Source organism: Escherichia marmotae (genome assembly GCF_002900365.1).
Classification (GTDB): Bacteria; Pseudomonadota; Gammaproteobacteria; order Enterobacterales; family Enterobacteriaceae; genus Escherichia; species Escherichia marmotae.
Genome location: NZ_CP025979.1, coordinates 1,023,784 through 1,048,367 on the forward strand (window position 1 = coordinate 1,023,784; position 24,584 = coordinate 1,048,367).

Annotated in this window: 23 protein-coding genes; 9 read left to right on the forward strand and 14 right to left on the reverse strand. The window is 51.5% G+C overall.

Features of this window, described 5'->3' with window-relative positions; genetic code table 11:
* Positions 1-142 precede the first annotated feature (142 nt).
* Positions 143-1,756 carry a murein tripeptide ABC transporter substrate-binding protein MppA gene (gene mppA, locus C1192_RS05485; protein ID WP_016262045.1) on the reverse strand — a complete coding sequence of 538 codons (1,614 nt, stop codon included), beginning with the start codon at positions 1,754-1,756 and terminating at the stop codon, positions 143-145.
* Positions 1,757-1,938: 182 nt separating this feature from the next.
* On the opposite strand from mppA, the gene mpaA reads away from it, so the two are divergent.
* A complete protein-coding gene (gene mpaA, locus C1192_RS05490; protein WP_001516472.1) occupies positions 1,939-2,667 on the forward strand; it encodes a murein tripeptide amidase MpaA in 729 nt (242 codons plus the stop codon).
* On the opposite strand, the gene ycjG is transcribed toward mpaA, so the two are convergent.
* Positions 2,642-3,607, reverse strand: a complete 966-nt coding sequence (gene ycjG / locus C1192_RS05495) for an L-Ala-D/L-Glu epimerase (protein WP_038354515.1) — start codon at positions 3,605-3,607, stop codon at positions 2,642-2,644. The genes mpaA and ycjG overlap by 26 nt on opposite strands.
* Before the next feature lie 118 nt (positions 3,608-3,725).
* Here ycjG and tpx point away from each other — a divergent pair, with 118 nt between their 5' ends.
* A complete protein-coding gene (gene tpx / locus C1192_RS05500) occupies positions 3,726-4,232 on the forward strand; it encodes a thiol peroxidase (RefSeq protein WP_000078458.1) in 507 nt (168 codons plus the stop codon).
* Between the two features lie 44 nt (positions 4,233-4,276).
* Here the strand turns inward: tpx and tyrR are convergent, their stop codons facing one another.
* The 8 genes from tyrR to pspA form a co-directional block, all read right to left on the reverse strand.
* Positions 4,277-5,818: a transcriptional regulator TyrR gene (gene tyrR, locus C1192_RS05505; RefSeq protein WP_001516475.1), complete on the reverse strand. Its 1,542-nt coding sequence runs from the start codon at positions 5,816-5,818 to the stop codon at positions 4,277-4,279.
* Between the two features lie 147 nt (positions 5,819-5,965).
* Positions 5,966-7,027 (reverse strand): YcjF family protein, encoded by a 1,062-nt coding sequence (locus C1192_RS05510; RefSeq protein WP_000138736.1) that lies wholly within the window; start codon positions 7,025-7,027, stop codon positions 5,966-5,968.
* Positions 7,024-8,421 carry a YcjX family GTP-binding protein gene (locus tag C1192_RS05515; protein ID WP_038354516.1) on the reverse strand — a complete coding sequence of 466 codons (1,398 nt, stop codon included), beginning with the start codon at positions 8,419-8,421 and terminating at the stop codon, positions 7,024-7,026. Before C1192_RS05515 ends, C1192_RS05510 begins: the two co-directional genes overlap by 4 nt.
* 119 nt (positions 8,422-8,540) lie before the next feature.
* Entirely contained in the window at positions 8,541-8,855 is a 315-nt protein-coding gene (gene pspE, locus C1192_RS05520) for a thiosulfate sulfurtransferase PspE (protein WP_038354517.1), read from the reverse strand.
* Positions 8,856-8,929: 74 nt separating this feature from the next.
* Positions 8,930-9,151 (reverse strand): phage shock protein PspD, encoded by a 222-nt coding sequence (pspD, locus tag C1192_RS05525; protein ID WP_038354518.1) that lies wholly within the window; start codon positions 9,149-9,151, stop codon positions 8,930-8,932.
* Positions 9,152-9,159: 8 nt separating this feature from the next.
* A complete protein-coding gene (gene pspC / locus C1192_RS05530; RefSeq protein ID WP_038354519.1) occupies positions 9,160-9,519 on the reverse strand; it encodes an envelope stress response membrane protein PspC in 360 nt (119 codons plus the stop codon).
* Positions 9,519-9,743: an envelope stress response membrane protein PspB gene (pspB, locus tag C1192_RS05535; protein ID WP_001274965.1), complete on the reverse strand. Its 225-nt coding sequence runs from the start codon at positions 9,741-9,743 to the stop codon at positions 9,519-9,521. The genes pspC and pspB overlap by 1 nt, the downstream gene beginning before the upstream one ends.
* Positions 9,744-9,797: 54 nt before the next feature.
* Positions 9,798-10,466 (reverse strand): phage shock protein PspA, encoded by a 669-nt coding sequence (gene pspA, locus C1192_RS05540; RefSeq protein WP_000511027.1) that lies wholly within the window; start codon positions 10,464-10,466, stop codon positions 9,798-9,800.
* A gap of 165 nt (positions 10,467-10,631) precedes the next feature.
* Between pspA and pspF the strand changes: the two genes are divergently transcribed.
* The 7 genes from pspF (at position 10,632) to sapF (ending at position 17,664) form a co-directional block, all read left to right on the forward strand.
* Complete coding sequence (gene pspF / locus C1192_RS05545; protein ID WP_001516479.1) at positions 10,632-11,609, forward strand: phage shock protein operon transcriptional activator; 978 nt, start codon at positions 10,632-10,634, stop codon at positions 11,607-11,609.
* 226 nt (positions 11,610-11,835) lie between these two features.
* Entirely contained in the window at positions 11,836-12,081 is a 246-nt protein-coding gene (locus tag C1192_RS05550; RefSeq protein WP_001015094.1) for a YmjA family protein, read from the forward strand.
* Between the two features lie 300 nt (positions 12,082-12,381).
* The gene (gene sapA / locus C1192_RS05560; protein ID WP_001250188.1) at positions 12,382-14,025 is read left to right on the forward strand and encodes an ABC transporter substrate-binding protein SapA; all 1,644 of its coding nucleotides are present in this window, start codon (positions 12,382-12,384) and stop codon (positions 14,023-14,025) included.
* Complete coding sequence (gene sapB, locus C1192_RS05565; RefSeq protein ID WP_000583280.1) at positions 14,022-14,987, forward strand: putrescine export ABC transporter permease SapB; 966 nt, start codon at positions 14,022-14,024, stop codon at positions 14,985-14,987. Before sapA ends, sapB begins: the two co-directional genes overlap by 4 nt.
* Positions 14,974-15,864, forward strand: a complete 891-nt coding sequence (gene sapC / locus C1192_RS05570; protein ID WP_001146144.1) for a peptide ABC transporter permease SapC — start codon at positions 14,974-14,976, stop codon at positions 15,862-15,864. The genes sapB and sapC overlap by 14 nt, the downstream gene beginning before the upstream one ends.
* Positions 15,864-16,856, forward strand: coding sequence for a peptide ABC transporter ATP-binding protein SapD (sapD, locus tag C1192_RS05575; protein ID WP_001128856.1), 993 nt, complete (start codon positions 15,864-15,866; stop codon positions 16,854-16,856). Before sapC ends, sapD begins: the two co-directional genes overlap by 1 nt.
* A gap of 1 nt (position 16,857) precedes the next feature.
* A complete protein-coding gene (sapF, locus tag C1192_RS05580; RefSeq protein WP_000573415.1) occupies positions 16,858-17,664 on the forward strand; it encodes a peptide ABC transporter ATP-binding protein SapF in 807 nt (268 codons plus the stop codon).
* Between the two features lie 61 nt (positions 17,665-17,725).
* Here the strand turns inward: sapF and C1192_RS05585 are convergent, their stop codons facing one another.
* From C1192_RS05585 to C1192_RS05600, 4 genes are read right to left on the reverse strand one after another with little or no spacing between them, the layout of a single operon-like run.
* Positions 17,726-18,889 (reverse strand): multidrug effflux MFS transporter, encoded by a 1,164-nt coding sequence (locus C1192_RS05585; RefSeq protein ID WP_016248748.1) that lies wholly within the window; start codon positions 18,887-18,889, stop codon positions 17,726-17,728.
* 8 nt (positions 18,890-18,897) lie between these two features.
* Entirely contained in the window at positions 18,898-20,271 is a 1,374-nt protein-coding gene (locus C1192_RS05590) for an efflux transporter outer membrane subunit (protein WP_000946209.1), read from the reverse strand.
* A 3-nt stretch (positions 20,272-20,274) separates the two neighbouring features.
* Positions 20,275-23,382 carry an efflux RND transporter permease subunit gene (locus C1192_RS05595; protein WP_038354520.1) on the reverse strand — a complete coding sequence of 1,036 codons (3,108 nt, stop codon included), beginning with the start codon at positions 23,380-23,382 and terminating at the stop codon, positions 20,275-20,277.
* Positions 23,382-24,503: an efflux RND transporter periplasmic adaptor subunit gene (locus C1192_RS05600; RefSeq protein ID WP_038354521.1), complete on the reverse strand. Its 1,122-nt coding sequence runs from the start codon at positions 24,501-24,503 to the stop codon at positions 23,382-23,384. Before C1192_RS05600 ends, C1192_RS05595 begins: the two co-directional genes overlap by 1 nt.
* Positions 24,504-24,584 lie beyond the last annotated feature (81 nt).

Below are 24,584 nucleotides of genomic sequence, written 5' to 3' on the forward strand. Positions count from 1 at the left end.
ATTATTATTTATGTTCGATATTGCCAGAAAATTTCAAAATTCCATCGTTGGAATGATTTTTTATAGGGAGGATTTAAAAAAAGAAGGGATTTTATCGGGATTGTTAAATCTGGCGCGCTTAACCGCGCCAGATGACATCATATTAATGCTTCACTATATACATAGTCCGACTATACGCCACATCTTCCGGGTTATTAATTGGATAACCTTTCAACCACGGTTTGATTAACCGACCATTAGTATATTGATAAATCGGCGCAATCGGTGCTTGTTCTATCAGGATTTTCTCTGCCGCGTTGTAATCGGCGTTGCGCGCTTTAACGGTATTTTCAGTCGATGCCTGAGCCAGTACCTTGTCGTATGCCGGATTGTTAAAACGTGAAATATTCCCTGAGTGCGTTGATGTTAACAGCGTCAAGAAAGTCGATGGTTCATTATAATCCCCGACCCACGAGGCGCGAATAACATCAAAGTTACCGGTGTTACGACTATCGATATAGGTTTTCCATTCCTGATTTTGTAATTTGACATCTACACCAAGATTCTTTTTCCACATCGACGCGACGGCAATAGCAATTTTCTGGTGATTTTCCGAAGTGTTATACAGCAGTGTAAGTTTCAACGGTTTCTGTGGACCATATCCGGCAGCGCTCAACAATGTTTTCGCCTGGGCATTCAGTTCTTCCTGACTCATTTGCTCAAACGGCGAAGGTTCTGGCGTAAATCCGGCGGTAACATCTGGCGTAAAATGCCATGCCGGCTTTTCACCTGTACCTAATACTTTTTCTGCCATCAGACGACGATCAATCGTCATGCTTAATGCCAGACGGACACGTTGATCTGCCGTTGGCCCTTTTTGCGTGTTAAATGCATAATAATACGTCCCCAACTGCGGCGGCGTATAAACCTGCCCTGGAATATCCTTCAGTAGTTTCTGATACATATTTTTTGGGAAGGATTCAGTGATATCAATATCACCTGCAAGATAGCGCTTGGTCGCGGCGGACTCCTGGTTAATTGGCAGGAAAGTCACTTTCTGCAGCACCGTTTTAGCGTTATCCCAATAATGGGTATTCGGCACGACGACCAGCTTTTCATTTACTACGCGCTCTTTAAGTACATAAGCACCATTGCCGATCAAATTCCCGGGCTTCGTCCACTCTTTACCACTTTCAACGTTGGCTTTTTGCACCGGGAAAAAAGCAAAGTTAGCGGTTAAATTCACAAACCAGGGCAACGGTTTATCAAGCTGAATTTTCAGAGTATGGGCATCAACAGCGGTGACGCCAAGTTGAGCTGGCGTAGCCTTACCATCAATAATTGCCTGGGCGTTGTTGATTCCAGCCAGTGCGGCAAACCAGGCAAACGGAGACAACGTTTTCGGATCCACCAGACGCTGCCAGCTATAGACAAAATCCTGTGCCGTTACCGGTGTACCATCGGCCCATTTGGCGTTATCGCGCAGGGTAAAAGTCCAGATGCGGTTGTCATTACTTTTCCACTGGGTAGCAACGCCAGGCACAATCTCGCCTTTCTCGTTCTGATTCACCAACCCTTCAAACAAATCGCGAATGACCTGAATCTCTGGCAAACCCACGGCTTTCGCGGGGTCTAATGATGCAGGCTCATCTTTAATGTGGCGCACCAACTCCTGTTTCTCTGCCAGTACTGTGCCGCCCGGAACATCTGCAGCATACGACAGGGAAATGCTGCTGACTAACAGCGCACAACAAGTGACTGAAACAGAGTGCTTCATAAGATACCCTCAAAACGATGTTAAGATTGATGCGTAATTATTTGTTTCTCCTTGAAGAAATGCAAATAACTTCCGGTAAAAAAGTGATAAAGGATCGATAACATATCGTTGTCGAAAAGGATTTGATAATCCGCAAAATTTGCACAACACTGCCTGTAATACTTCTTATATTCGAGACGATTATGACCGTGACCCGCCCGCGCGCCGAACGGGGCGCTTTTCCGCCAGGAACCGAACATTACGGACGTTCATTATTAGGTGCACCATTGATCTGGTTTCCGGCGTCTGCAGCCAGCAGCGAAAGTGGGTTGATTCTGGCTGGCACCCACGGCGACGAAAATTCTTCCGTCGTCACCCTCTCCTGCGCATTACGCACATTAACCCCTTCTCTGCGCCGCCATCATGTCGTGCTCTGTGTGAATCCTGACGGTTGCCAGCTTGGTTTACGAGCCAATGCTAATGGTGTGGATTTGAACAGAAACTTTCCTGCAGCGAACTGGAAAGAAGGTGAAACGGTGTACCGCTGGAACAGCGCCGCCGAAAAGCGCGACGTGGTCTTGCTGACCGGAGATAAACCAGGCTCAGAACCTGAAACCCAGGCGTTGTGCCAGCTCATTCATCGTATCCAACCCGCCTGGATAGTCTCTTTTCACGATCCGCTGGCTTGTATTGAAGATCCCAGGCACAGTGAATTAGGTGAATGGCTGGCTCAGGCGTTTGAATTACCGCTGGTGACCAGCGTCGGCTATGAAACGCCCGGCTCCTTCGGCAGTTGGTGTGCTGATCTGAACTTGCACTGTATTACCGCCGAGTTTCCGCCTGTCTCCTCAGATGAAGCCAGCGAAAAGTATCTCTTTGCAATGGCGAATTTACTGCGTTGGCATCCTAAAGATGCAATTCGCCGGTCGTAAACTGTAGCGGCGGCTCCACATCCACCGCCAACCAGGTCGGGCCATCAAGATCAGCAAAACTGACCTGCGGCACCAGCGGTAAAACGGCGCTAATGGCGCGTGAAGTACATAGCATGCAGCCCAACATCAGGCTAAAACCTTGTGCACGCGCTTCGGTCGCCAACGCCAGCGCTTCTGTTAGCCCGCCGGTTTTATCGAGTTTGATGTTAACCATCTCATAGCGCCCTTGCAGCGCCTTCAGGTTACTGCGGGTATGGCAGCTTTCATCAGCACAAATGGGTAACGGATGAATAAAATTCTCCAGCGCCGCATCGTCCTGTGCCGGGAGCGGCTGTTCCAGCATAGCGACGCCTAAATCAGCCAACAACTGACATTGCGCCGCCAACCCTTCCGCGCGCCAGGATTCATTAGCATCAACAATCAACGTCGCATCCGGAACCGCTGCGCGGATCGCCACCATCCGCTCGCTAATAAGATGGTTATCCAGCTTCACTTTCAGCAATTTCGCCCCCGCCTGCCAGAGTGCTGATGCACTGCTGGCCATCTGATCCGGCGTACCAATAACCACTGTCTGCGCCGTGGTAATAGTGTCGGGAAGCGTTATGCCGATAAATTCAGCTAACGTCTGCTGCTGTTTACGCGCACAGAGATCCCACAACGCACAATCCAGCGCATTGCGTGCCGCACCAGCGGGCAAAATTTTTTGCAACTCTTCTCGTGTCAGTCCTTTTTCCAGTTGCGGCACAACACTCATAATTTGCGCCATTACCGAAGCATCACTTTCACCGTAGCGCGGATAGGGAGTACATTCCCCTACGCCTTTAACACCATCCTCTTCCAGTTCAACCACCACCACACGCGCTTCACTACGGCTACCTCGCGCAATCACAAACGGGGAATGTAACGGCCAGGCCTCCTCAAATACCTTTACGGTTCTCATCTTTACTCCTTGTTGCCGCGGTGGTTTGCGGATTAAGCGCAAATAGCGTTTGCTGTGTTATTGACAGTTAGCATAAACTAGATGTGACGTTAACTATATGTAAACAGGAAAGATAATCATGTCACAAATCGTTCATTTCCAGGGCAACCCGGTTACAGTCGCCAATTCCATCCCGCAAGTGGGTAGCAAAGCGCAGACTTTTACTCTCGTGGCAAAAGATCTGTCTGACGTCACCCTCGGTCAGTTTGCGGGTAAACGCAAAGTGCTGAACATTTTCCCGAGTATTGATACCGGTGTTTGCGCCGCATCAGTACGTAAGTTTAACCAACTGGCGACAGAAATCGATAACACCGTTGTACTGTGTATTTCTGCCGATCTGCCATTCGCCCAGTCTCGTTTCTGCGGTGCGGAAGGTCTGAACAATGTAATCACCCTTTCCACTTTCCGTAATAGCGAATTCCTGAAAGCTTACGGTGTTGAGATCGCTGAAGGCCCCTTGAAAGGTCTGGCAGCGCGCGCAGTTGTCGTAATTGATGAAAATGACAATGTGATTTTCAGCCAACTGGTGAATGAAATCACCACCGAGCCGGATTACGACGCAGCTCTGGCTGTACTGAAAGCGTAAGTTATTATGCCTGATGGTATTGCGCCATCAGGCATTTTACGTGTTTACTCTTCGCTCTTCTTCTGACTCAGGCCGTATTCACGCAATTTGTTGGCAATCGCGGTATGGGAAACACCCAGACGTTTTGCCAGTTTGCGCGTGCTGGGGTAATTGCGATAAAGCTGGGTTAATACCGATCGTTCAAATCGGCTGGTGATCTCATCCAGCGAACCTTCCATCGCATCTTCCCCCACAGGGACGGTAGCAGCGTCATAATCTGGCAGCAAAATATCTTGTGGGCGCAGTTCGTAGCCATCCAGTTGCGTTAGTGCACGGTAAATCGCATTTTTCAATTGCCTCACGTTACCCGGCCAACCATAACGTGTCAGCACGGTATTCAGATCGGCAGCCAATTTCGGACGCGGCACTCCCTGCTCGTCGGCAAAGCGCGCGACGAACAATTCGGTTAACGGCATGATATCCTGCGGGCAGTCACGCAACGGCGGCAGATTCAGCGTCAACACGTTCAGGCGATAATAGAGATCTTCCCGAAATACGCCTTTTTGCACCAGCTCAACCAAATTCTTCTGCGTCGCGCAAATCACCCGCACATCAACATGCACTTCATGATCTTCGCCAACCCGACGGAAGGTGCCATCATTGAGGAAACGCAGCAGTTTAGCCTGCATCCGTGGCGACATCTCACCAATCTCATCCAGCAGCACCGAACCGCCGTTCGCTTGCTCAAAGAACCCTTTCTTCCCTTCCGGGGCATGCCCAAACAGTTCGCTCTCAACGGCATCTTCCGGAATAGATGCACAGTTCAGCGCCAGATAAGGTTTACCGGCACGAGGGCTGGCTTGATGACAGGCATAAGCAAAGAGATCTTTGCCTGTACCCGTGTCACCCGTGATCAGTAGCGGCGCGCTTAACATCGCCAGTTTTTGCGCCTGCTCGACAACGTGTTTCATTTTCGAGCTAACGGCGACAATCTGGCTAAAGGCGCTGACGTCCTGCGCAGCCACATTTTGCAACTGACGCCCCATACGAATCGTCGAACGCAGCATCACCACAGCACCAGTCAAAACGTGCTGGTCATTTTCATCCTGAAGATAGACCGGCGTTATCTCCATCAAGAAATTCTGCCCGTTGATCACCACATGTTCGTTATGCGAATCCTGCGGGTCACTCTCCAGCCAACGTAAAAAATTAAATCCGTTAATCAATTGCGCAGCGGTATGATTGCGTAAACGCTCAAGTTTCTGACCAAATAGCTGACAACTCGCGGGATTCGCCATGTCCACTTTGCTTTTCATATCGACAGAAAGCACGGGTTCAGGCAATGCCTCAAGCAATGCGCTCAGCGCCAGATGTTCACGCTCGGAAGGCATCCACGACACCGTGCGTACATCGGTAACACCTGCTATACGGCGAATTTCCGCCATCAGGCTGCTGAAACTGTCAAAATCCAGCTCGGCAAAATTAAGGTAAATCCGCCCGATTGGGTCAATCTCAATACCGCGTAAATCGATGCCTCTTAGTACTAGTAGATCGAGTAATTCGCGGGTCAGACCGAGTCGGTCTTCACAAAAGACTTCCAGACGCATGGGAACCTTCACCTGAAAAAAGAACAATTAATATGATGATATGACACTATTCGAGTGGCAGGAAGGTTTCTGTCAACAAACATTGACACAAAGACGAATAAACGGGCACTTCGGCGTAAAGATATCCGATCAGTACCCGATATTGCGTTATTTTTCGCTGGGCGTTTTGCCCTTTTGCAGCGTCTCTTTTACCTGACCGATAAGCTGACGACGGAAATCACCCAGACGGGGTTTGTCATCGTCAATCCACGGCAACGGACGGCAAAGTTCCATAGCTTTAATTCCCAGACGCGCAGTCAGTAGCCCGGCACCAATTCCCTGGGCAGCGCGCGTCGACAAGCGTGCTGCGAGATCCTGCGACATCCAGTCCATCCCCACTTCGCGCACCAGTTCACTGGCCCCGGCGAAAGCGATATTCAGCAGCACCAGTTTAAACAGACGCAAACGGCTGTAATAACCCAGTTCAATGCCATACAGCGTGGCGATGCGATTAATCAACCGCAGATTGCGCCAGGCAATAAACGCCATATCCACCAGCGCCAGCGGACTGACGGCAATCATCAGCGTAGATTCTGCCGCTGAACGGCTGATTTCGCGGCGCGCCTGCGCATCCAGCACCGGCTGAACCAGATGGGCATACAAACTGACGACTTCGCGATCGTTCTGCGTTTCATGGATCGAGGCATACCAGCGTTGCAGCGCCGGATGCGACTGATCGATCCCCGCCTGCTGCGCCAGCTTTTCACAAAAAACTCGCCCTTTTCCAGTACCGTGGCTATGCAGCAAATCTCGCGCTTCATCACGCTCATGAGCACGCTGGCGCAAGCGCCATAACCGCCGCCACTCCGTCACCACAGAGCCAACGCCAGCACCGATGATCAATGCCCCAGCGGCACAACCGCCCAGCGCCACCCAGTCCTGGGTTTGCCAGGCATTCATCGTCCACTGCACCCCCTGACCAACAACGCTCACGCCAAACAGCGTCAGCCCGCCCATCACCATTTTGCGCCACAGACTGCGTTTCGGGCGTAATGCGGCATCCATCACCGCTTCAACTTGCCCTTCTTCTTCCTGTGCTGCGTCGAGCGTCGCCGGTGCAAAATTTTGCGCCTGACTTTCGTCAAAGGTCTGCTGCGCCCTGAATTTAGGGTTCTGATCGACCTCCAGCGGACCGTCGAAATCAATACGTGGTTTTAACGGTTCGGTCATCGCAATTTATCTCCTATTAAAAATTCCAGCGCGGCATCAAGACGAATATGCGGCAGCGGTTTGTCGACATCCATTACCTGCGGACGAAACGCCTCAAACTGGAAACCTTGCTTATCCCAGAACGCCTGACCGGGCAAACGTGCGGGAACTTCGCCAGGATAAACAGTGAGCGGTGCGCCATCGCTCAATCGATTGCCGCGCAGCGCCGGAATTTTCTCACCGTTAACGTCGATAATGCCGCTGGTGGTCGCCTGAACTGAGGCCAGCCCCAGACAATCCATGCTGATCCCTTCAAACGCCGCATTTTGCCAGGCGTCCTGAATCAGTTGTTGCAGTAATGAAACCATATTGGCGTGCTGATCGATGGTCACATGGTCCGCTTTCGTCGCAGCAAACAGTAATTTGTCGATAACCGGCGAGAACAAGCGCCGGAACAGCGTGCGCTGCCCATAATGAAAACTCTGCATCAGTTGCGTCAGCGCCAGGCGCATATCGTTAAAAGCCTGCGGACCACTGTTGAGCGGTTGCAGGCAATCCACCAGTACAATCTGGCGGTCGAAGCGCAGAAAGTGATTCTTATAGAAACCTTTCACCACTTTCTCGCAGTAATAGTTATACCGCTCACGCAGCATCCCGGCGTTGGTGTGTTTATCGGCCTGTGCCAGTTTGGACTCACCCCAGGCGTCAACATCCGGCCACGGGAAGAACTGCAACGCAGGCGCTCCCGCCATATCGCTAGGCAAGACAAAGCGACCAGGCTGGATAAAGTGCAGCCCCTGCTGCTTGCAATGGTGGAGATAATCGGTCCACGCGGCGGCAATATCCGCAAGACGATTTTCGTCGGCAGGAGCTAACGGGTCCAGCCCTTCGCACATCATCCGCCATTTTGCCGACCACTCGCCACGCTGACCATTAAGCAAGCCCGTCATCTGCCGCGACCAGCTTAAATAATCCTGTGCCAGCATTGGCAAATCGAGTAGCCACTCGCCGGGATAATCAACAATCTCCAGATACAACGTGGAGGTGTCCTTGAAATGACGCAGCAGCGAATCATTCGATTTATAACGCAATGCCAGGCGGATTTCGCTGACGCCGCGCGTTGGCGTCGGCCAGGCCGGAGGATCGCCATATAATTGCGCCAGACCTTCATCATAGGTGAAGCGCGGAATGCCAAAGTCACGCTGGGGAATGCGTTTTACGCCCAGCAGACGATCTTCACGCACCGCACTTAATAGCGGCAAACGTGCTCCGGCATGAATATTGAGCAACTGATTAACCATCGCGGTGATAAACGCTGTTTTCCCACTGCGGCTAAGACCGGTTACGGCCAGTCGCAAGTGCCTGTCGACACCACGATTCACCAGCGCATTAAGTTCATTTTTGAGTCGCTTCATTGCTGTCCTGTGCCAGAAAGCTGTAGAAAGGATGAGATGCTGGAGGTAATAATGTGGGTTAATTTTGATTTATCAAATAAATAAGCGGTGTTATTTACACCGCTCAATGAGTAATTCTTTTAACCTTTGACCTTCGGCATCTCAATATCTTTAAGACCACCGGCGTTTTCAACGTGGGTGTACCCCATTTCGCTGAGGATTTCTTTTGCCTGTCCGGACTGACGCCCTGCGTTGCAATACACTTTAACGGTGTCGTTTTTATCCGGAACGGCGGTGGCAATACGCTCTTTCACTTCCTTCAGGGGAATATTGATGGCTCCCTGAACGTGCTCTTGCTGATACTGTTCTGGAATACGAACATCGATCCAGTGTTCAGCGGCAAAAACAGGCAGTGAAAACGCCAGCGTCAGCGCTAGTAACCATTTTTTAAACATGTAAGCGTCCTTCTATGGATGAAAATTGCTATCCATTATACGCCTGAGATTTAACAATTTTTGCGAAACTCCCCTCACCTTTTATAGCGCTGTGCCAGTTTATTAGCGGCCCGACTTAACAGCGGTTCCAGCGCCACAGCCAGCAACATTTTCAGCGGCCGACGAGCAACAGATTTTATCGCCCAACCAGCAACGCCCGCCGGGCCGTAGCACAGTGCGGTAAGAAGTACCAGCTTGCCTGCTAATTTGAAACCAGGCTTCACCTTTTGCCCGGCCTGTTGCCAGCGAATATTCATGACTTTCCTCACAGTTGACGGAAACGACTACGTAGCGAGAAAGTGTCGGAAGTGACATAACGTTCCATCTCGCGTAAACGCGTTTCACTGGCCGCCAGTTCACGGTCGACTTCATCCAGCAATTCGCTGCTGGAAGGTTGTTGTTTACCATACGCCATGTTGTCCGGCATCGGGTCAAGGGCAAATGACAAGATGATGTAAGCGACCAGGGTAAACAGCGCCAGGCCGAAGAATATCGACAGCACCACGAGAATACGCACCAGTTTTACGGGCACATCAAAATAATTGGCAATCCCTGCGCAGACACCACGCACCATGCCCTGTTGTGGGATGCGCCATAATTTTTTATTGAGATTAATACCCGCCATTAGCGATCCCTCCAGTTCGGATGTTCTGCATCAAGAATGGACTCCAGCGCCTGAATACGCTCACGCATCCGTTTTGCCTCATCTGCCAGTTGCGCTAATCGCTGCTGTTCACTTTGCGACAATTCACCGCGGCTGGAGCGGTTGCTGTAATGCAGCCATAACCAGATAGGCAAAACAAACAGCACAAAAATGGTTAACGGAATAGCCAGAAATAGCGCGCTCATAAATACTCCTTAGACGATGAGCGGCGGCGCGTTCAGACGCCGCCTGGGGTGTTATTATTGATTATCTTGCTTCATTTTGGCTTTTAATTGCGCCAGTTGCTCGCTGATTGCGTCATCGGCTTTCAGTTCAGCAAATTGCTCATCCAGCGATCGTTGTTTACCAAAGCTGTGGCTTTCTGCTTCTGCTTCCATCTGGTCGATACGACGTTCGAAAGATTCGAAACGCGCCATCGCTTCATCAAGTTTTCCGCTATCCAACTGACGGCGCACATCGCGCGACGAATTCGCCGCCTGATGACGCAGCATTAATGCCTGCTGGCGAGCGCGGGTTTCGCTCAACTTGTTTTCCAGTTCGCCTATCTCTTTCTTCATGCGCGCCAGCGTATCGTCCACCAACGTCACTTCATGTTCCAGGGACTTAATCAGATCGGTCAGTTTCTGTTTTTCAATTAACGCTGCACGCGCCAGATCTTCTCTCTCTTTCAGCAGTGCCAGTTCGGCTTTTTCCTGCCACTCAACTTCACGAGCCGACGCTTGTTCAATCCGGCGAGTCAGTTGTTTCTTTTCCGCCAGCGCACGCGCCGAAGTAGAACGCACTTCAACCAAAGTGTCTTCCATCTCCTGGATCATCAGACGCACCAGTTTCTGCGGGTCTTCCGCCTTCTCTAAAAGGGCGTTGATGTTGGCATTCACGATGTCGGCAAAGCGAGAAAAAATACCCATAATGTTGTCCTCTTGATTTCTTTGTTCAGGATTGTCCTGCTGAACTGTTAATACAATTTGCGTGCCAATTTTTATCTTTTTGATTTATAAAGATCTGATTGAAGATTCAACAGCAACATGCCAGGATGAATTAGCGAATTACACTAACAAGTGGCGAATTTCATCATGGCTGAATACAAAGATAACTTACTCGGTGAAGCGAACAGCTTTCTCGAAGTGCTGGAACAGGTTTCGCATCTCGCGCCGCTGGACAAACCAGTGTTGATTATTGGCGAGCGCGGCACCGGTAAAGAGTTGATCGCCAGCCGCCTGCACTACCTTTCTTCGCGTTGGCAAGGGCCGTTTATTTCTCTTAACTGCGCGGCGTTAAATGAAAATCTGCTGGATTCCGAACTGTTTGGCCATGAAGCTGGCGCGTTTACCGGCGCGCAAAAACGTCATCCGGGACGATTTGAACGCGCAGACGGCGGCACGTTGTTTCTTGATGAACTCGCTACGGCACCGATGATGGTGCAGGAAAAATTGTTGCGCGTGATCGAGTATGGTGAACTGGAACGCGTCGGCGGTAGTCAGCCATTACAGGTCAATGTGCGGCTGGTATGTGCCACGAACGCCGACCTTCCGGCGATGGTCAATGAAGGCACTTTTCGCGCCGACCTGCTCGACCGTCTGGCTTTCGACGTGGTGCAACTGCCGCCGCTGCGTGAGCGTGAAGGCGATATTATGCTGATGGCGGAACACTTTGCCATCCAAATGTGTCGGGAAATCAAACTGCCTCTATTCCCGGGTTTTACGGAACGCGCCAGAGAAACGCTGCTAAATTATCGCTGGCCGGGAAATATTCGTGAATTGAAAAACGTGGTGGAACGTTCGGTATATCGCCACGGCACCAGCGATTATCCGCTTGATGACATCATTATTGATCCCTTTAAACAGCGTCCACCGGAAGAAGCTATCGCCGTTTCAGAAACGACATCACTTCCGGCGTTGCCGGTGGATTTGCGCGAATTTCAGATGCTGCAGGAAAAAGAGTTACTTCAGCTCAGTTTGCAACAGGGGAAATATAACCAGAAACGCGCGGCTGAATTACTGGGATTAACCTATCATCAGTTCCGCGCATTGTTGAAAAAGCACCAGATTTAGCGGGGTTAGGCAATGTCACTTGCCGGATGCGGCGTAAACGTCCTGTTCGACCAACAAAACCGTTTAAATTCAATATACTGTCAGCTAGTGCATGATACGGGTTTCGCCAGACGCAGCCTGGCGCACTGGCGGTGCGCAGCGCCGTTATCTATAAAAAGATGTATGACCCGGATCACGAGTGCTATCATCCGCCCCTATGCTTAACGCATTAACCCCAGGGTAAACCATGAACCACGATATCCCACTGAAATATTTCGATATTGCCGATGAATACGCGAGCGAATGCGCAAAATCTGTCGCAGAATCTGAGCGCACGGCGCTGGCCCACTACTTCCAGTTACTGCTCACCCGTTTGATGAACAATGAAGAGATCAGCGAAGAAGCCCAGCATGAAATGGCCGCTGAAGCAGGGATTAATCCCGCGCACATTGATGAGATCGCAGAGTTCTTGAATCAATGGGGTAATGAGTAATCATTTAATAGTGGACGCCCGGCCAGGATTGTAGGCCGTACCGCATCCGGCTAAAAATGAGACACACCTTGTCAGCAATCTGCAGTCAGTCTCACGATCGCGCCTGTCTACACCTCGCTAAGTTGTTCTGTGAGTTATAGTTATAAAGAAATCACGGGTACGAATGTTGAACAGATGGCGACGCCACCTGTTCAACGACCAACCACACGGCCCTCATTACGACCCCTGAACACAAACGGTAATGGCAAATGTCATTAAATATTAGTAAGATAGCCTCTTTACATAAAATCCCTTAATATTATGCGCCAGGTATTATCGTCTCTTTTGGTGATTGCTGGACTTGTGAGTGGTCAGGCAATAGCCGCGCCTGAACCCGCCCCGCACGCTGATATCCGCGACAGCGGTTTTGTCTATTGCGTCAGCGGACAAGTCAACACCTTTAACCCATCCAAAGCGAGCAGTGGGTTAATTGTCGATACCCTTGCCGCCCAGTTTTATGATCGACTGCTGGATGTCGATCCTTATACCTATCGTCTGATGCCGGAACTTGCCGAAAGCTGGGAAGTGCTCGACAACGGCGCGACCTATCGCTTCCACCTGCGCCGCGATGTCCCGTTTCAAAAAACGGCCTGGTTTACTCCCACACGCAAAATGAATGCCGATGATGTGGTGTTTACCTTCCAGCGAATTTTTGACCGCAGCAACCCGTGGCATAACGTCAACGGTAGCAACTTCCCCTATTTCGACAGTCTGCAATTTGCCGACAACGTTAAAAGCGTCCGCAAGCTGGATAATCACACCGTTGAGTTCCGTCTGTCCCAGCCTGACGCCTCCTTTTTATGGCACCTGGCAACCCACTATGCGTCGGTAATGTCTGCCGAATACGCCCAGAAGTTAGAGCAAGAAGATCGCCAGGAGCAACTCGACCGCCAGCCCGTCGGCACCGGACCGTATAAACTGTCGGAAAATCGCACGGGGCAATATATTCGCTTACAACGTCATGATGAATTCTGGCGAGGCAAGCCGTTGATGCCGCAGGTGGTGGTGGATTTAGGCTCTGGCGGCACCGGACGGCTGTCGAAACTCTTGACCGGTGAATGTGACGTTCTGGCCTGGCCCGCTGCCAGTCAGCTATCTATTTTGCGCGATGACCCGCGTTTGCGTTTAACGCTGCGTCCGGGGATGAACGTTGCCTATCTGGCGTTTAACACCGCCAAACCGCCGCTAAATAATCCAGCAGTCCGCCACGCGCTGGCGTTGTCGATCAATAACCAGCGCCTGATGCAATCTATCTATTACGGTACGGCTGAAACTGCGGCCTCAATTTTACCGCGCGCCTCGTGGGCTTATGACAACGAGGCTAAAATTACCGAATACAATCCAGCGAAATCACGCGAACAGTTGAAGGCGTTGGGGCTGGAAAACTTAACGCTGAAACTGTGGGTGCCGACGCGCTCACAGGCGTGGAACCCCAGCCCGCTGAAGACCGCCGAACTCATTCAGGCGGATATGGCGCAGGTCGGCGTGAAAGTGGTGATTGTACCGGTAGAAGGTCGTTTTCAGGAGGCGCGATTGATGGATATGAGCCATGATCTGACGTTATCCGGTTGGGCGACGGACAGTAATGATCCGGACAGTTTCTTCCGTCCGTTACTAAGCTGTGCGGCCATTCACTCCCAGACCAACCTTGCCCACTGGTGCGATCCGAAATTTGACAGCGTATTGCGTAAGGCGCTCTCCTCGCAGCAACTGGCTGCGCGTATTGAAGCCTATGACGAAGCGCAAAGTATTCTGGCGCAGGAGTTGCCCATTCTGCCGCTGGCCTCGTCACTGCGCTTGCAGGCCTACCGTTACGATATCAAAGGGCTGGTTCTTAGCCCGTTTGGTAACGCCTCCTTCGCAGGGGTGTACCGCGAAAAGCAAAATGAGGTGAAAAAACCATGATTATCTTCACCTTACGCCGCATTTTGTTATTGATCGTGACCTTGTTCCTGCTGACCTTTGTTGGCTTCAGTTTGAGCTATTTCACGCCACATGCGCCGTTACAAGGCGCGTCGCTGTGGAATGCATGGGTGTTCTGGTTTAACGGCCTGATCCACTGGGATTTTGGCGTTTCCAGCATTAACGGTCAGCCGATTGCCGAGCAGTTAAAAGAGGTCTTCCCGGCGACGATGGAGCTGTGCATTCTCGCCTTCGGTTTTGCGCTGATTGTTGGGATCCCCGTGGGGATGATTGCCGGAATTACACGCCATAAGTGGCAGGATAATTTGATCAACGCCATCGCGTTATTGGGCTTTTCAATCCCTGTTTTCTGGCTGGCACTTCTGTTGACGCTGTTTTGTTCGCTTACATTAGGCTGGCTGCCCGTTTCAGGGCGTTTCGATCTGCTCTACGAAGTGAAACCGATTACCGGTTTTGCGTTGATTGATGCCTGGCTTTCGGACTCACCGTGGCGGGATGAAATGATCATGAGCGCAATGCGTCATATGGTATTGCCAGTCATCACCCTGTCGGTTGCACCGACTACCGAAGTGATCCGTCTGATGCGTATCAGCACCATCGAAGTGTATGACCAGAACTATGTGAAAGCAGCGGCAACCCGCGGTTTGTCGCGCTTTACTATTTTGCGTCGCCACGTGTTACATAACGCGTTACCTCCTGTCATCCCTCGCCTGGGATTACAGTTCTCCACCATGCTGACACTGGCGATGATCACCGAAATGGTCTTTAGCTGGCCTGGACTTGGCCGCTGGTTAATTAACGCCATCCGCCAGCAGGATTACGCAGCCATTTCCGCCGGAGTGATGGTCTGCGGTTCACTGGTCATTATTGTTAACGTGATTTCTGATATTTTGGGTGCCATGGCTAACCCTCTGAAACATAAGGAATGGTATGCCTTACGATAGCGTATACAGCGAGAAGCGCCCGCCCGGCACGCTGCGTACCGCCTGGCGCAAATTCTATGGTGATGCCGCTGCAATGGTCGGCCTGTACGGCTGCGCGGGGCTGGCTGTGTTGTGTATTTTTGGCGGCTGGTTTGCGCCTTACGACATCGACCAGCAATTTCTCGGTTATCAATTGTTGCCGCCGTCATGGTCGCGCTACGGAGAAGTCTCTTTTTTCCTCGGCACCGATGACCTTGGTCGCGATGTTTTAAGCCGTTTACTGAGCGGTGCTGCGCCTACCGTCGGCGGCGCATTTGTGGTGACGCTTGCCGCGACAATCTGTGGTCTTGTGCTCGGCACCTTCGCCGGTGCTACGCATGGTTTACGGTCAGCGGTGCTTAACCATATTCTGGATACTTTACTGGCGATCCCGTCCCTGCTGCTGGCGATTATCGTCGTCGCGTTTGCCGGGCCGAGTTTGTCGCACGCAATGTTTGCCGTCTGGCTGGCGTTACTGCCGCGTATGGTGCGTTCGGTCTACAGCATGGTGCATGATGAGCTGGAAAAAGAGTACGTTATTGCTGCCCGTCTGGATGGCGCAACGACGCTGAATATTCTCTGGTTTGCCGTGTTGCCGAACATTACCGCCGGACTGGTCACAGAGATCACCCGCGCACTGTCGATGGCAATTCTTGATATCGCCGCGCTGGGCTTTCTCGATCTCGGCGCGCAACTCCCCTCGCCTGAATGGGGAGCGATGCTTGGCGATGCACTGGAGCTGATTTATGTCGCCCCGTGGACCGTGATGCTGCCTGGAGCGGCAATTATGATCAGCGTGTTGTTGGTTAACCTCCTTGGCGATGGTGTACGTCGTGCGATTATTGCGGGGGTGGAATAATGCCGTTACTGGATATTCGTAACCTGACCATTGAATTTAAAACCGGTGATGAGTGGGTTAAAGCCGTTGACCGCGTGAGTATGACCTTAACCGAAGGTGAAATCCGTGGCCTTGTTGGCGAGTCTGGCTCCGGCAAAAGTTTGATTGCGAAAGCGATTTGTGGCGTTAATAAAGATAACTGGCGTGTTACCGCTGACCGTATGCGTTTTGATGATATCGATCTGTTGCGTCTCTCCGCGCGCGAACGGCGCAAGCTGGTTGGGCACAATGTATCGATGATCTTTCAGGAACCGCAATCGTGTCTCGACCCTTCTGAACGTGTGGGTCGTCAGTTGATGCAAAATATCCCGGCCTGGACCTACAAAGGGCGTTGGTGGCAGCGTTTTGGCTGGCGCAAACGCCGTGCCATTGAGCTGCTGCACCGTGTGGGGATTAAAGATCACAAAGATGCGATGCGCAGCTTTCCGTATGAGTTAACCGAAGGTGAATGCCAGAAAGTGATGATTGCCATCGCGCTGGCAAATCAACCACGTCTGCTGATAGCTGACGAACCGACAAACTCGATGGAGCCAACCACCCAGGCGCAAATTTTTCGCCTGCTGACGCGTCTGAATCAGAACAGTAACACCACCATTTTGCTTATCAGCCATGACTTACAAATGCTTAGCCAATGGGCGGATAAAATTAACGTGCTTTACTGTGGCCAAACGGTGGAATCCGCGCCAAGTAAGGAGCTGGTGACGATGCCGCATCATCCTTATACCCAGGCGTTGATCCGCGCGATACCGGACTTCGGCAGCGCGATGCCGCATAAAAGTCGCCTCAATACGCTGCCCGGTGCCATCCCTCTGCTGGAACAATTACCGATTGGCTGTCGTCTGGGACCACGTTGCCCGTATGCACAACGAGAATGTATTGTGACGCCGCGTTTGACGGGGGCGAAAAATCATCTCTATGCCTGTCATTTCCCGCTGAACATGGAGAAAGAGTGAGATGATAGAAACCCTGCTCGAAGTGCGTAATTTAAGCAAAACGTTCCGCTACCGAACCGGCTGGTTTCGTCGTCAGACCGTAGAAGCCGTAAAACCCTTGAGCTTTACGCTGCGTGAACGCCAGACGCTGGCGATTATTGGCGAGAACGGTTCCGGAAAATCGACGCTGGCGAAAATGCTGGCGGGAATGATTGAGCCAACCAGCGGTGAGTTATTGATTGACGATCATCCGCTGCATTTTGGCGATTACTCTTTCCGCAGCCAGCGGATTCGCATGATCTTTCAGGACCCGTCGACCTCGTTGAATCCACGTCAGCGTATCTCGCAGATCCTGGATTTTCCGCTGCGCCTGAACACTGACCTCGAGCCTGAGCAGCGGCGCAAACAGATTATTGAAACGATGCGTATGGTCGGACTGCTGCCGGATCACGTCAGTTACTATCCGCATATGTTGGCACCAGGGCAAAAACAGCGTCTGGGTCTGGCTCGCGCACTAATATTGCGCCCTAAAGTCATTATCGCGGATGAAGCTCTCGCCTCGCTGGATATGTCGATGCGTTCGCAGTTGATTAACCTGATGCTGGAGTTACAAGAAAAACAGGGCATTTCTTATATTTATGTTACCCAACACATCGGGATGATGAAGCATATCAGCGACCAGGTTCTGGTCATGCATCAGGGCGAAGTGGTCGAGCGCGGCAGTACGGCTGACGTGCTGGCATCGCCGCTACATGAACTCACCAAGCGGCTCATTTCCGGGCACTTTGGCGAAGCGTTGACGGCAGATGCGTGGCGCAAAGATCGTTAATCTTCGGCGCCTCATTCTGACAGGGGGAAATCCCCGTCAGAATGAGGCATTCATTAATCCATTACTTCTGACTGTCGATTCTGGTGAGAGCAACCAGCAATGCCAACGTGTAACACACCGTAATCGCCAGACTCATTTTTAACAGAGTTTCCCCACCTACTCCCGATAACGGCGCAGCTATACCGCCAAAGACAAACATACTCATCCCCATCAGCGCAGATGCCGTTCCTGATTCTTGCGTCCCTACAGCACTCATTGCCTCAGCCCCACCAACAGTGCCTATGCCGCTACAAAATGCGATGGTGAAAAATAATGCCACCAGTGCCGGAATGGGTAACTGCAACCATGCACATAAGACAGTGAGCAATGCACACAGAATCGCCGCTACCAGGCCGACTCTCAACAATTTCATCGGGTTAAGTCGTCGGGCCAGTCGTGAGAAGATCCATGAAGCGATGATAAGCCCGATGCCGTTAAGGCCAAACACCAGGCTGAATTGCATTGGGCTAAAGCCAAATTCTTTCTGTAATACGAAAGACGAAGAACCGATGTACGCAAACAAGCCAGCCAGCATAAAACTTTGAATCAGGCAAAAACGCATGAAACGGCGGTTCTGCACCACGCTTCGTCCGGTTAATAGTAATGATGAGCCCCTTTTATTTTCTGGCAATGTCTCATGGATAAATAACAGGCAGCCCAGCAACAGTACGGTGCTAATTTCAGCCATTACCCAGAATAAAGTGCGCCAGTCAAAGGTGCTGACAATGTAACCTCCCAGCACTGGCGACAATACCGGAGCCAGGCCATTCACCGTCATTAACAGAGCAAAGAACTGGGTCAGCGTTACCCCCTGATATTTGTCACGAGCAATAGAACGAGAGAGCACCGAACCACCTGCCCCCGCGATCCCCTGAATAAAACGCCAGACCACCAGCCAGTAAATATTGTTAGTTGTCGCGCACAAAATGGAGGAGACAATAAACAATAGTAACGACAAGATTAACGGGCGTTTACGCCCTATTTTGTCGCTCAGAGGGCCAAATAACAGTTGCCCTACGCCAAGACCGATTAGTGACGCGGTCAACGTCAATTGCGTTATGGTCGTAGTTGTCGCCAGTTGCTCCGACATCTCAGGTAATGCGGGTAAATAAAGGTCAGTACACATCGGGCCGATACCGGCTAAAAGACCAAGAATCAATGCCCATGAAAGAGAGACTCTAGCCATACTATTCCTTACTTAAGTGATGACATGCCGCCGCCCAGCGACTGCCAGAGTGTTACCCGGTTTGTGAAATCAGTCAGTTGCAATGCCAGTAACGCCTGCTGTGCGCTCCACAAAGTGCGTTGTGCCGTCAACACGGTCAGGTAATCACCGACACCGGCCTGATAGCGGCGCAGGCCAATATCGACCGTTTGTTGTTCAGCTTTAACATACTGACGCTGTGCATCCAGTTGTTCTTCAACTGTTGCTCTACGAGCCAGCGCGTCAGCAACATCTTTGAAAGCGCTCTGAACGGTTTTCTCATAGGTGGCAATAAGCCCGCGCTTTTGTGCTTCTGCGTAACGAAGCTGCGCCAGATTACTACCGCCGGTGAACAGCGGTAATGTTACCGAGGGCGCAAATGACCAGACCTGCATTCCGTGGCTGAACAGCGACGATAATGCGTCGCTGCCGACGCCAGCACTTGCAGTCAGCGAAATCGTCGGGAAAAAGTTAGCCCGCGCGGCACCAATATCAGCATTGGCGCTCTTCAGATTATGTTCCGCTTCCTGGATATCCGGGCGACGCAGCAAAACGTCAGATGACACTCCCGCAGGAACCAGGCTTATCATCTGCTCCGGCAGGCTTTCCAGTGTTCCCGGTAGCAGATTTTCCGTAAGTGTTGTACCCGCCAGTAAGTTCAGGGCATTTTTATCCTGCATCACTTGCGTCTGATAGCTGGCAACGCTGGCGCGCGCCTGCTGATAGATACTCATCGCCTCGCTGACATCTGTCGCTGCCGCCGTGCCAACCTGCTGCTGGCGCTGGATAATTTTCAATGAGTTCTCTGCGCTGGCCATCGTTTCTTTTGCCAGAGCTAGGTTGCTGTTATCGGCCGCCAGGGTCAGCCAGGCGGTGCTGATTTCGGCAATCAGCGTTAAACGGGTGTTCTGGGCTGTAAATTCACTGGCAAGCCAGGTTTCTCGCGCCGCCCGTGACAAGCTCTGATTACGACCAAACAGATCTAACGTAAAACTGGACACCGTACCGTCAGCCTCAGCAGTGGTCCCCGTGCCATTCGCCAGCGAACGACTGCGGGTCGAACTTAAGGTTGCATTCACCGTCGGGAATAACGACGCATTAGTTTGCCCATAGAGCGCCCGCGCTGAGTCAATATCAGCAATCGCTTTTTGCACATCGCGGTTACTGTTCAGTGCAATGGTCACCACTTGCTGCAATCGGGGATCGTGGATCACCTGTTGCCAGTCATGGCTGATTGCCTTCCCCTGCCCCTGTGCTCCCGGCAAGCTCGCCGGGATTGGGGATTCGGGCGTGCTGTAGTGGGGATCGAGCGAGACACATCCCGCACTCAACAGCACCAGAAAAATTAGAGAACGACGCAACATAACTTACTCCTGACGGCGCGGTTTACCGGCAAACAAACGTTTAACCAGCACAAAAAACAGAGGAACGAAGAAGATGGCCAGTAATGTAGCGGTCAGCGTACCGCCAATAATGCCCGTACCAATGGCGATGCGGCTGTTCGCACCTGCACCGGTCGCCATCGCCAGCGGCATAACCCCCGCAATAAACGCCAGCGAGGTCATGATGATTGGACGTAAACGGGTCTGCGCCGCGCGTAATGCCGCACGACTCAGGGAATAGCCCTCAGCAACCGCCGCTTCGGCAAATTCCACAATCAGAATGGCGTTTTTCGACGACAAACCGATAGTGGTTAATAGCGCCACCTGGAAGTAAACGTCGTTGTTTAAATCACGCATCCAGGCCGCCAGCGCCGCACCGAGCAGCCCCAGCGGGATCACCAGAATGACCGAGAACGGAACTGACCAACTTTCGTACAGTGCTGCAAGGCAGAGGAAAACCACCAGAATAGAGACCGCATACAGACTCAGTGCCTGACCGCTGGCCAGTTTCTCCTGCAATGACAAGCCACTCCAGGCCCAGGTTGTCCCTGCCGGAAGGTTGTTTGCCAGAGCTTCCATTTTTGCCATCGCGTCGCCAGAACTAAAACCACTCGCGTTTTCCCCCTGAATTTCATAAGCCGCGGAGCCGTTGTAACGCACCAGTTTTTCCGGGCCATAGATCCAGCGCGTAGTAGCAAAAGCAGAGAATGGCGTCATGGCGTTATCGCTACCGCGCACAAACCATTTCCCTAAGTCTGACGGCGCAGAACGAAACTCACTGTCGCCCTGAATGTAGACTTTTTTCACACGGCCACGGTCAATAAAGTCATTCACATAAGTACCGCCCCACGCGCTGGCCAGCGTATCGGTGACATCACTTAAACTCAAACCCAGCGATACAGCTTTATTGTTATCAATATCTACCTGCAATTGCGGCATTTGCGGCAGGTCATTGGCACGTACAGAAATCAGCTCAGGGCTTTGATTAGCCTGTTCAATCAACTTGTTACGCATTTGAAGTAAGGTTTCACGGTCAGTAGCACCACTTGCCATTAATTCAAACGTAAAGCCATTGCTATGCCCCAGACCATCAACCGCAGGTGGAGTCATGGCAAATACCGTAGCATCACGAATTGCCCCCAACTCTTTGGTTGCCCGTAAGGCAATGGCCTGGGCGGTATTTTCTGCACCCTTACGTTGTGACCAGTTTTTCAACGAGACAAACGCCATCCCGGTGTTCTGCCCGCTACCACTAAAACTAAAACCATCAACGGTAAAAATGACATCAGTGTTTGCTTTTTCGTTTACCAGGAACCAGTCAACAATCTGGCGGTTTACTTCTGCTGTACGAGCTGCGGTCGCTCCGGCTGGCAGCGTGTACTGCACCATGATTTCGCCCTGGTCTTCAGTGGGTAAGAAACTGCCCGGCAGTTTCCACATCATCAGAGCCATTCCACCGCCCAGCACGACATAGACACCCATAGCCCGCACCGCACGACGCAAAACATAAAGGACGCCATGCTGGTACTTTTCTTCAGTACGACGGTAAAAGCGGTTGAATGCGCCGAAAAAACCTTTTTTATGCGGTGGAACATGATGGAGGACAGAACCACAAAGCGCAGGAGTCAGCGTTAATGCGACCACCACGGAAAGCAGCATGGCGGAAATAATGGTTATCGAAAACTGACGATAAATTACCCCCGTAGATCCCCCAAAGAACGCCATTGGCAGAAATACGGCAGACAGTACCAGAGCAATAGCAACCAGAGCGCCAGAAATTTCGCCCATTGATTTTTCCGTTGCTTCACGCGCAGGCAGTCCTTCGTCACGCATAATACGTTCGACGTTCTCCACCACCACAATGGCATCGTCCACCAACAGGCCGATCGCCAGTACCATTGCAAATAACGTCAGGGTATTAATCGAATAGCCAAACAACGCAAGAACGCCAAACGTCCCCAGCAAGACGACCGGCACGGCTAACGCCGGGATCAGCGTAGCGCGCAGGTTTTGCAGGAATAAATACATCACACAAACCACCAGTACGATGGCTTCAAACAGCGTCTGAATTACGTCCTCTACGGAGATTTTAATAAATTCAGTGCTGTCTTTTGGGTAAGCGATGCCGTATCCCTGTGGCATGTTGCGCTGAAATTCTGCGATTTTATCCTTTACCAGCGTCGCCGTATTTAACGCATTCGCTCCCGGTGAGAGCATCACGGCTACCCCTGCGGCCGGATGACCGTTCAACTTACTGATGGCGTTATAATCTTCGCTACCCATCTCAACGCGAGCCACATCCTTGATGCGAACAACCGCGCCGTCTGACTGGCTTTTAACAATAATATTTTTAAATTGCTCAACGGTTTGCAGGCGTGACTGAGCACGGACTGTTGCCGTCAATTGTTGCGTGTTCGATGACGGTAAAGCACCGATTTTCCCGGCAGTAACTTGCACGTTTTGCGCTTCAATTGCACTTTGTACATCGGATGGCATCAGCGAGTATGAGGCCAGTTTGGCTGGATCAAGCCAGATGCGCATCGCATATTCAGCCCCAAAAACTTGCAGACTCCCTACGCCTTCAACACGCGCCAGCGGGTCCTGAAGATTACTCACCAGCCAGTCAGCAATATCGGAACTGGTCGCTTTGTCGGTAGTGTCATATACGGCAGCAATCAGCAAAAAGTTGCTTTGTGATTTCTCCACCGTGACACCGGTTTGCTGTACTTCGCTCGGTAAACGTGACTCCGCCTGCTGTATTTTATTTTGTACCTGCACCTGCGCGGTATCAGGGTCAGTGCCTTGTTCAAACGTCACGTTAATACTGACTGAGCCATCCGAACTACTGGTGGAACTGAAGTAGAGCAAATTATCCAGCCCGGTAAGTTGTTGTTCGATAACCTGAGTTACGCTGTTTTCCAGCGTTTCGGCAGAAGCACCGGTATAAGTAGCTGAAATTCTGATGGTCGGCGGCGCAACATCAGGATATTGCGCGACGGGTAATGTGCGAATGGCCAGAATCCCCGCCAACATAATCAAAATGGCGATAACCCAGGCAAAGACGGGTCTGCGAACAAAAAAACGCGAAAACATCAGGCATTGCCTCCATTAGCCTGAACCTCAACGGCCTTGACGGTCTGCCCTGAAGTTACTTTGGCGGAACCTTCGACAATCAGTCGGTCACCGTTGTGCAGGCCGTTCAACACCAGCCATTTATCACCGTAGGTTTCTCCCGTTTCGAGCGTGCGCTGCTCTACTTTATTGTCTTTATTCACCACCAGCGCGGTAGCATTACCTTTAGCATCACGCGTAACACCTTGTTGCGGCGCGAGAATAGCGTTTTCCATCACGCCTTCATCGACACGAGCGCGAACAAACATACCCGGTAACAACTGCTGCTGTGGATTAGGGAAAATCGCCCGTAATGTCACCGAACCGGTAGATTCATCAACGGCCACTTCGGTGAGTTCCAGCCGACCTTTTTCGCTATACGTTGTACCATCTTCCAGGATAAGTGAGACGCTCATGGTATCGCTGTTGGTTGCCAGCGACTGTTTGCGCAGACGCAGTAAATCGACACTGGAGCGAGTGAGATCAACATACATCGTTTCCAGACCACGAATAGTCGTTAACGCCGTATCCTGCGACGCGGTCACCAGTGCGCCAGGCGTCACCGACGAAATGCCTATGCGCCCGGAAATCGGCGCGGTGACCGTGGTCCAGTCAAGATTAATGCGCGCGGTTTCCAGCGCAGCTTTTTTCGCTTCTACACTGGCTTTATCTTGTGCACAGGTAGACTGAGCATCATCAGCATCCTGTTGTGACACGCCGCTATCTTTCACCAGTCGGGCATAACGCTGCGCTTTCTGGCAATCGGCTTTTACCAGTGCCTGCGCCTGTTGCAACGCAGCATGGGCTTCATTCCATGCCGCCCGATAACTGGCCGAATCAATCTGGTAGAGCGGCTGTCCGGCCTTAACCAGATCACCTTCTTTAAATAAGCGTTTCTGGATAATTCCCCCAACCTGCGGACGTACTTCAGCACTGAGTGCCGCACTGGTGCGCCCGGTTAATTCACTGACTACAGAAACCGGTTGAGATTTGAGCGTAACAACGCCCACCTCTGTTTCCGACGGGGATGAATTGTTATTTTGCGTATTATCACAACCAGATAAGAGCAGCATTGCCACTACAGACGTTGCTATATACTTCATTATTTTCTCCAGGGTGAACAATACCCTCCTCATTAAAATTAATGAGGATATGTCAGGGATATTCAGATATAACGAACCCGC

Excerpts from the sequence above, each read along its gene's own strand:
- mppA (WP_016262045.1), bottom strand. The coding sequence starts at position 1,756 with ATGAAGCACTCTGTTTCAGTCACTTGTTGTGCGCTGTTAGTCAGCAGC.
- mpaA (WP_001516472.1), top strand. The coding sequence starts at position 1,939 with ATGACCGTGACCCGCCCGCGCGCCGAACGGGGCGCTTTTCCGCCAGGA.
- ycjG (WP_038354515.1), bottom strand. The coding sequence starts at position 3,607 with ATGAGAACCGTAAAGGTATTTGAGGAGGCCTGGCCGTTACATTCCCCG.
- tpx (WP_000078458.1), top strand. The coding sequence starts at position 3,726 with ATGTCACAAATCGTTCATTTCCAGGGCAACCCGGTTACAGTCGCCAAT.
- tyrR (WP_001516475.1), bottom strand. The coding sequence starts at position 5,818 with ATGCGTCTGGAAGTCTTTTGTGAAGACCGACTCGGTCTGACCCGCGAA.
- C1192_RS05510 (WP_000138736.1), bottom strand. The coding sequence starts at position 7,027 with ATGACCGAACCGTTAAAACCACGTATTGATTTCGACGGTCCGCTGGAG.
- C1192_RS05515 (WP_038354516.1), bottom strand. The coding sequence starts at position 8,421 with ATGAAGCGACTCAAAAATGAACTTAATGCGCTGGTGAATCGTGGTGTC.
- pspE (WP_038354517.1), bottom strand. The coding sequence starts at position 8,855 with ATGTTTAAAAAATGGTTACTAGCGCTGACGCTGGCGTTTTCACTGCCT.
- pspD (WP_038354518.1), bottom strand. The coding sequence starts at position 9,151 with ATGAATATTCGCTGGCAACAGGCCGGGCAAAAGGTGAAGCCTGGTTTC.
- pspC (WP_038354519.1), bottom strand. The coding sequence starts at position 9,519 with ATGGCGGGTATTAATCTCAATAAAAAATTATGGCGCATCCCACAACAG.
- pspB (WP_001274965.1), bottom strand. The coding sequence starts at position 9,743 with ATGAGCGCGCTATTTCTGGCTATTCCGTTAACCATTTTTGTGCTGTTT.
- pspA (WP_000511027.1), bottom strand. The coding sequence starts at position 10,466 with ATGGGTATTTTTTCTCGCTTTGCCGACATCGTGAATGCCAACATCAAC.
- pspF (WP_001516479.1), top strand. The coding sequence starts at position 10,632 with ATGGCTGAATACAAAGATAACTTACTCGGTGAAGCGAACAGCTTTCTC.
- C1192_RS05550 (WP_001015094.1), top strand. The coding sequence starts at position 11,836 with ATGAACCACGATATCCCACTGAAATATTTCGATATTGCCGATGAATAC.
- sapA (WP_001250188.1), top strand. The coding sequence starts at position 12,382 with ATGCGCCAGGTATTATCGTCTCTTTTGGTGATTGCTGGACTTGTGAGT.
- sapB (WP_000583280.1), top strand. The coding sequence starts at position 14,022 with ATGATTATCTTCACCTTACGCCGCATTTTGTTATTGATCGTGACCTTG.
- sapC (WP_001146144.1), top strand. The coding sequence starts at position 14,974 with ATGCCTTACGATAGCGTATACAGCGAGAAGCGCCCGCCCGGCACGCTG.
- sapD (WP_001128856.1), top strand. The coding sequence starts at position 15,864 with ATGCCGTTACTGGATATTCGTAACCTGACCATTGAATTTAAAACCGGT.
- sapF (WP_000573415.1), top strand. The coding sequence starts at position 16,858 with ATGATAGAAACCCTGCTCGAAGTGCGTAATTTAAGCAAAACGTTCCGC.
- C1192_RS05585 (WP_016248748.1), bottom strand. The coding sequence starts at position 18,889 with ATGGCTAGAGTCTCTCTTTCATGGGCATTGATTCTTGGTCTTTTAGCC.
- C1192_RS05590 (WP_000946209.1), bottom strand. The coding sequence starts at position 20,271 with ATGTTGCGTCGTTCTCTAATTTTTCTGGTGCTGTTGAGTGCGGGATGT.
- C1192_RS05595 (WP_038354520.1), bottom strand. The coding sequence starts at position 23,382 with ATGTTTTCGCGTTTTTTTGTTCGCAGACCCGTCTTTGCCTGGGTTATC.
- C1192_RS05600 (WP_038354521.1), bottom strand. The coding sequence starts at position 24,503 with ATGAAGTATATAGCAACGTCTGTAGTGGCAATGCTGCTCTTATCTGGT.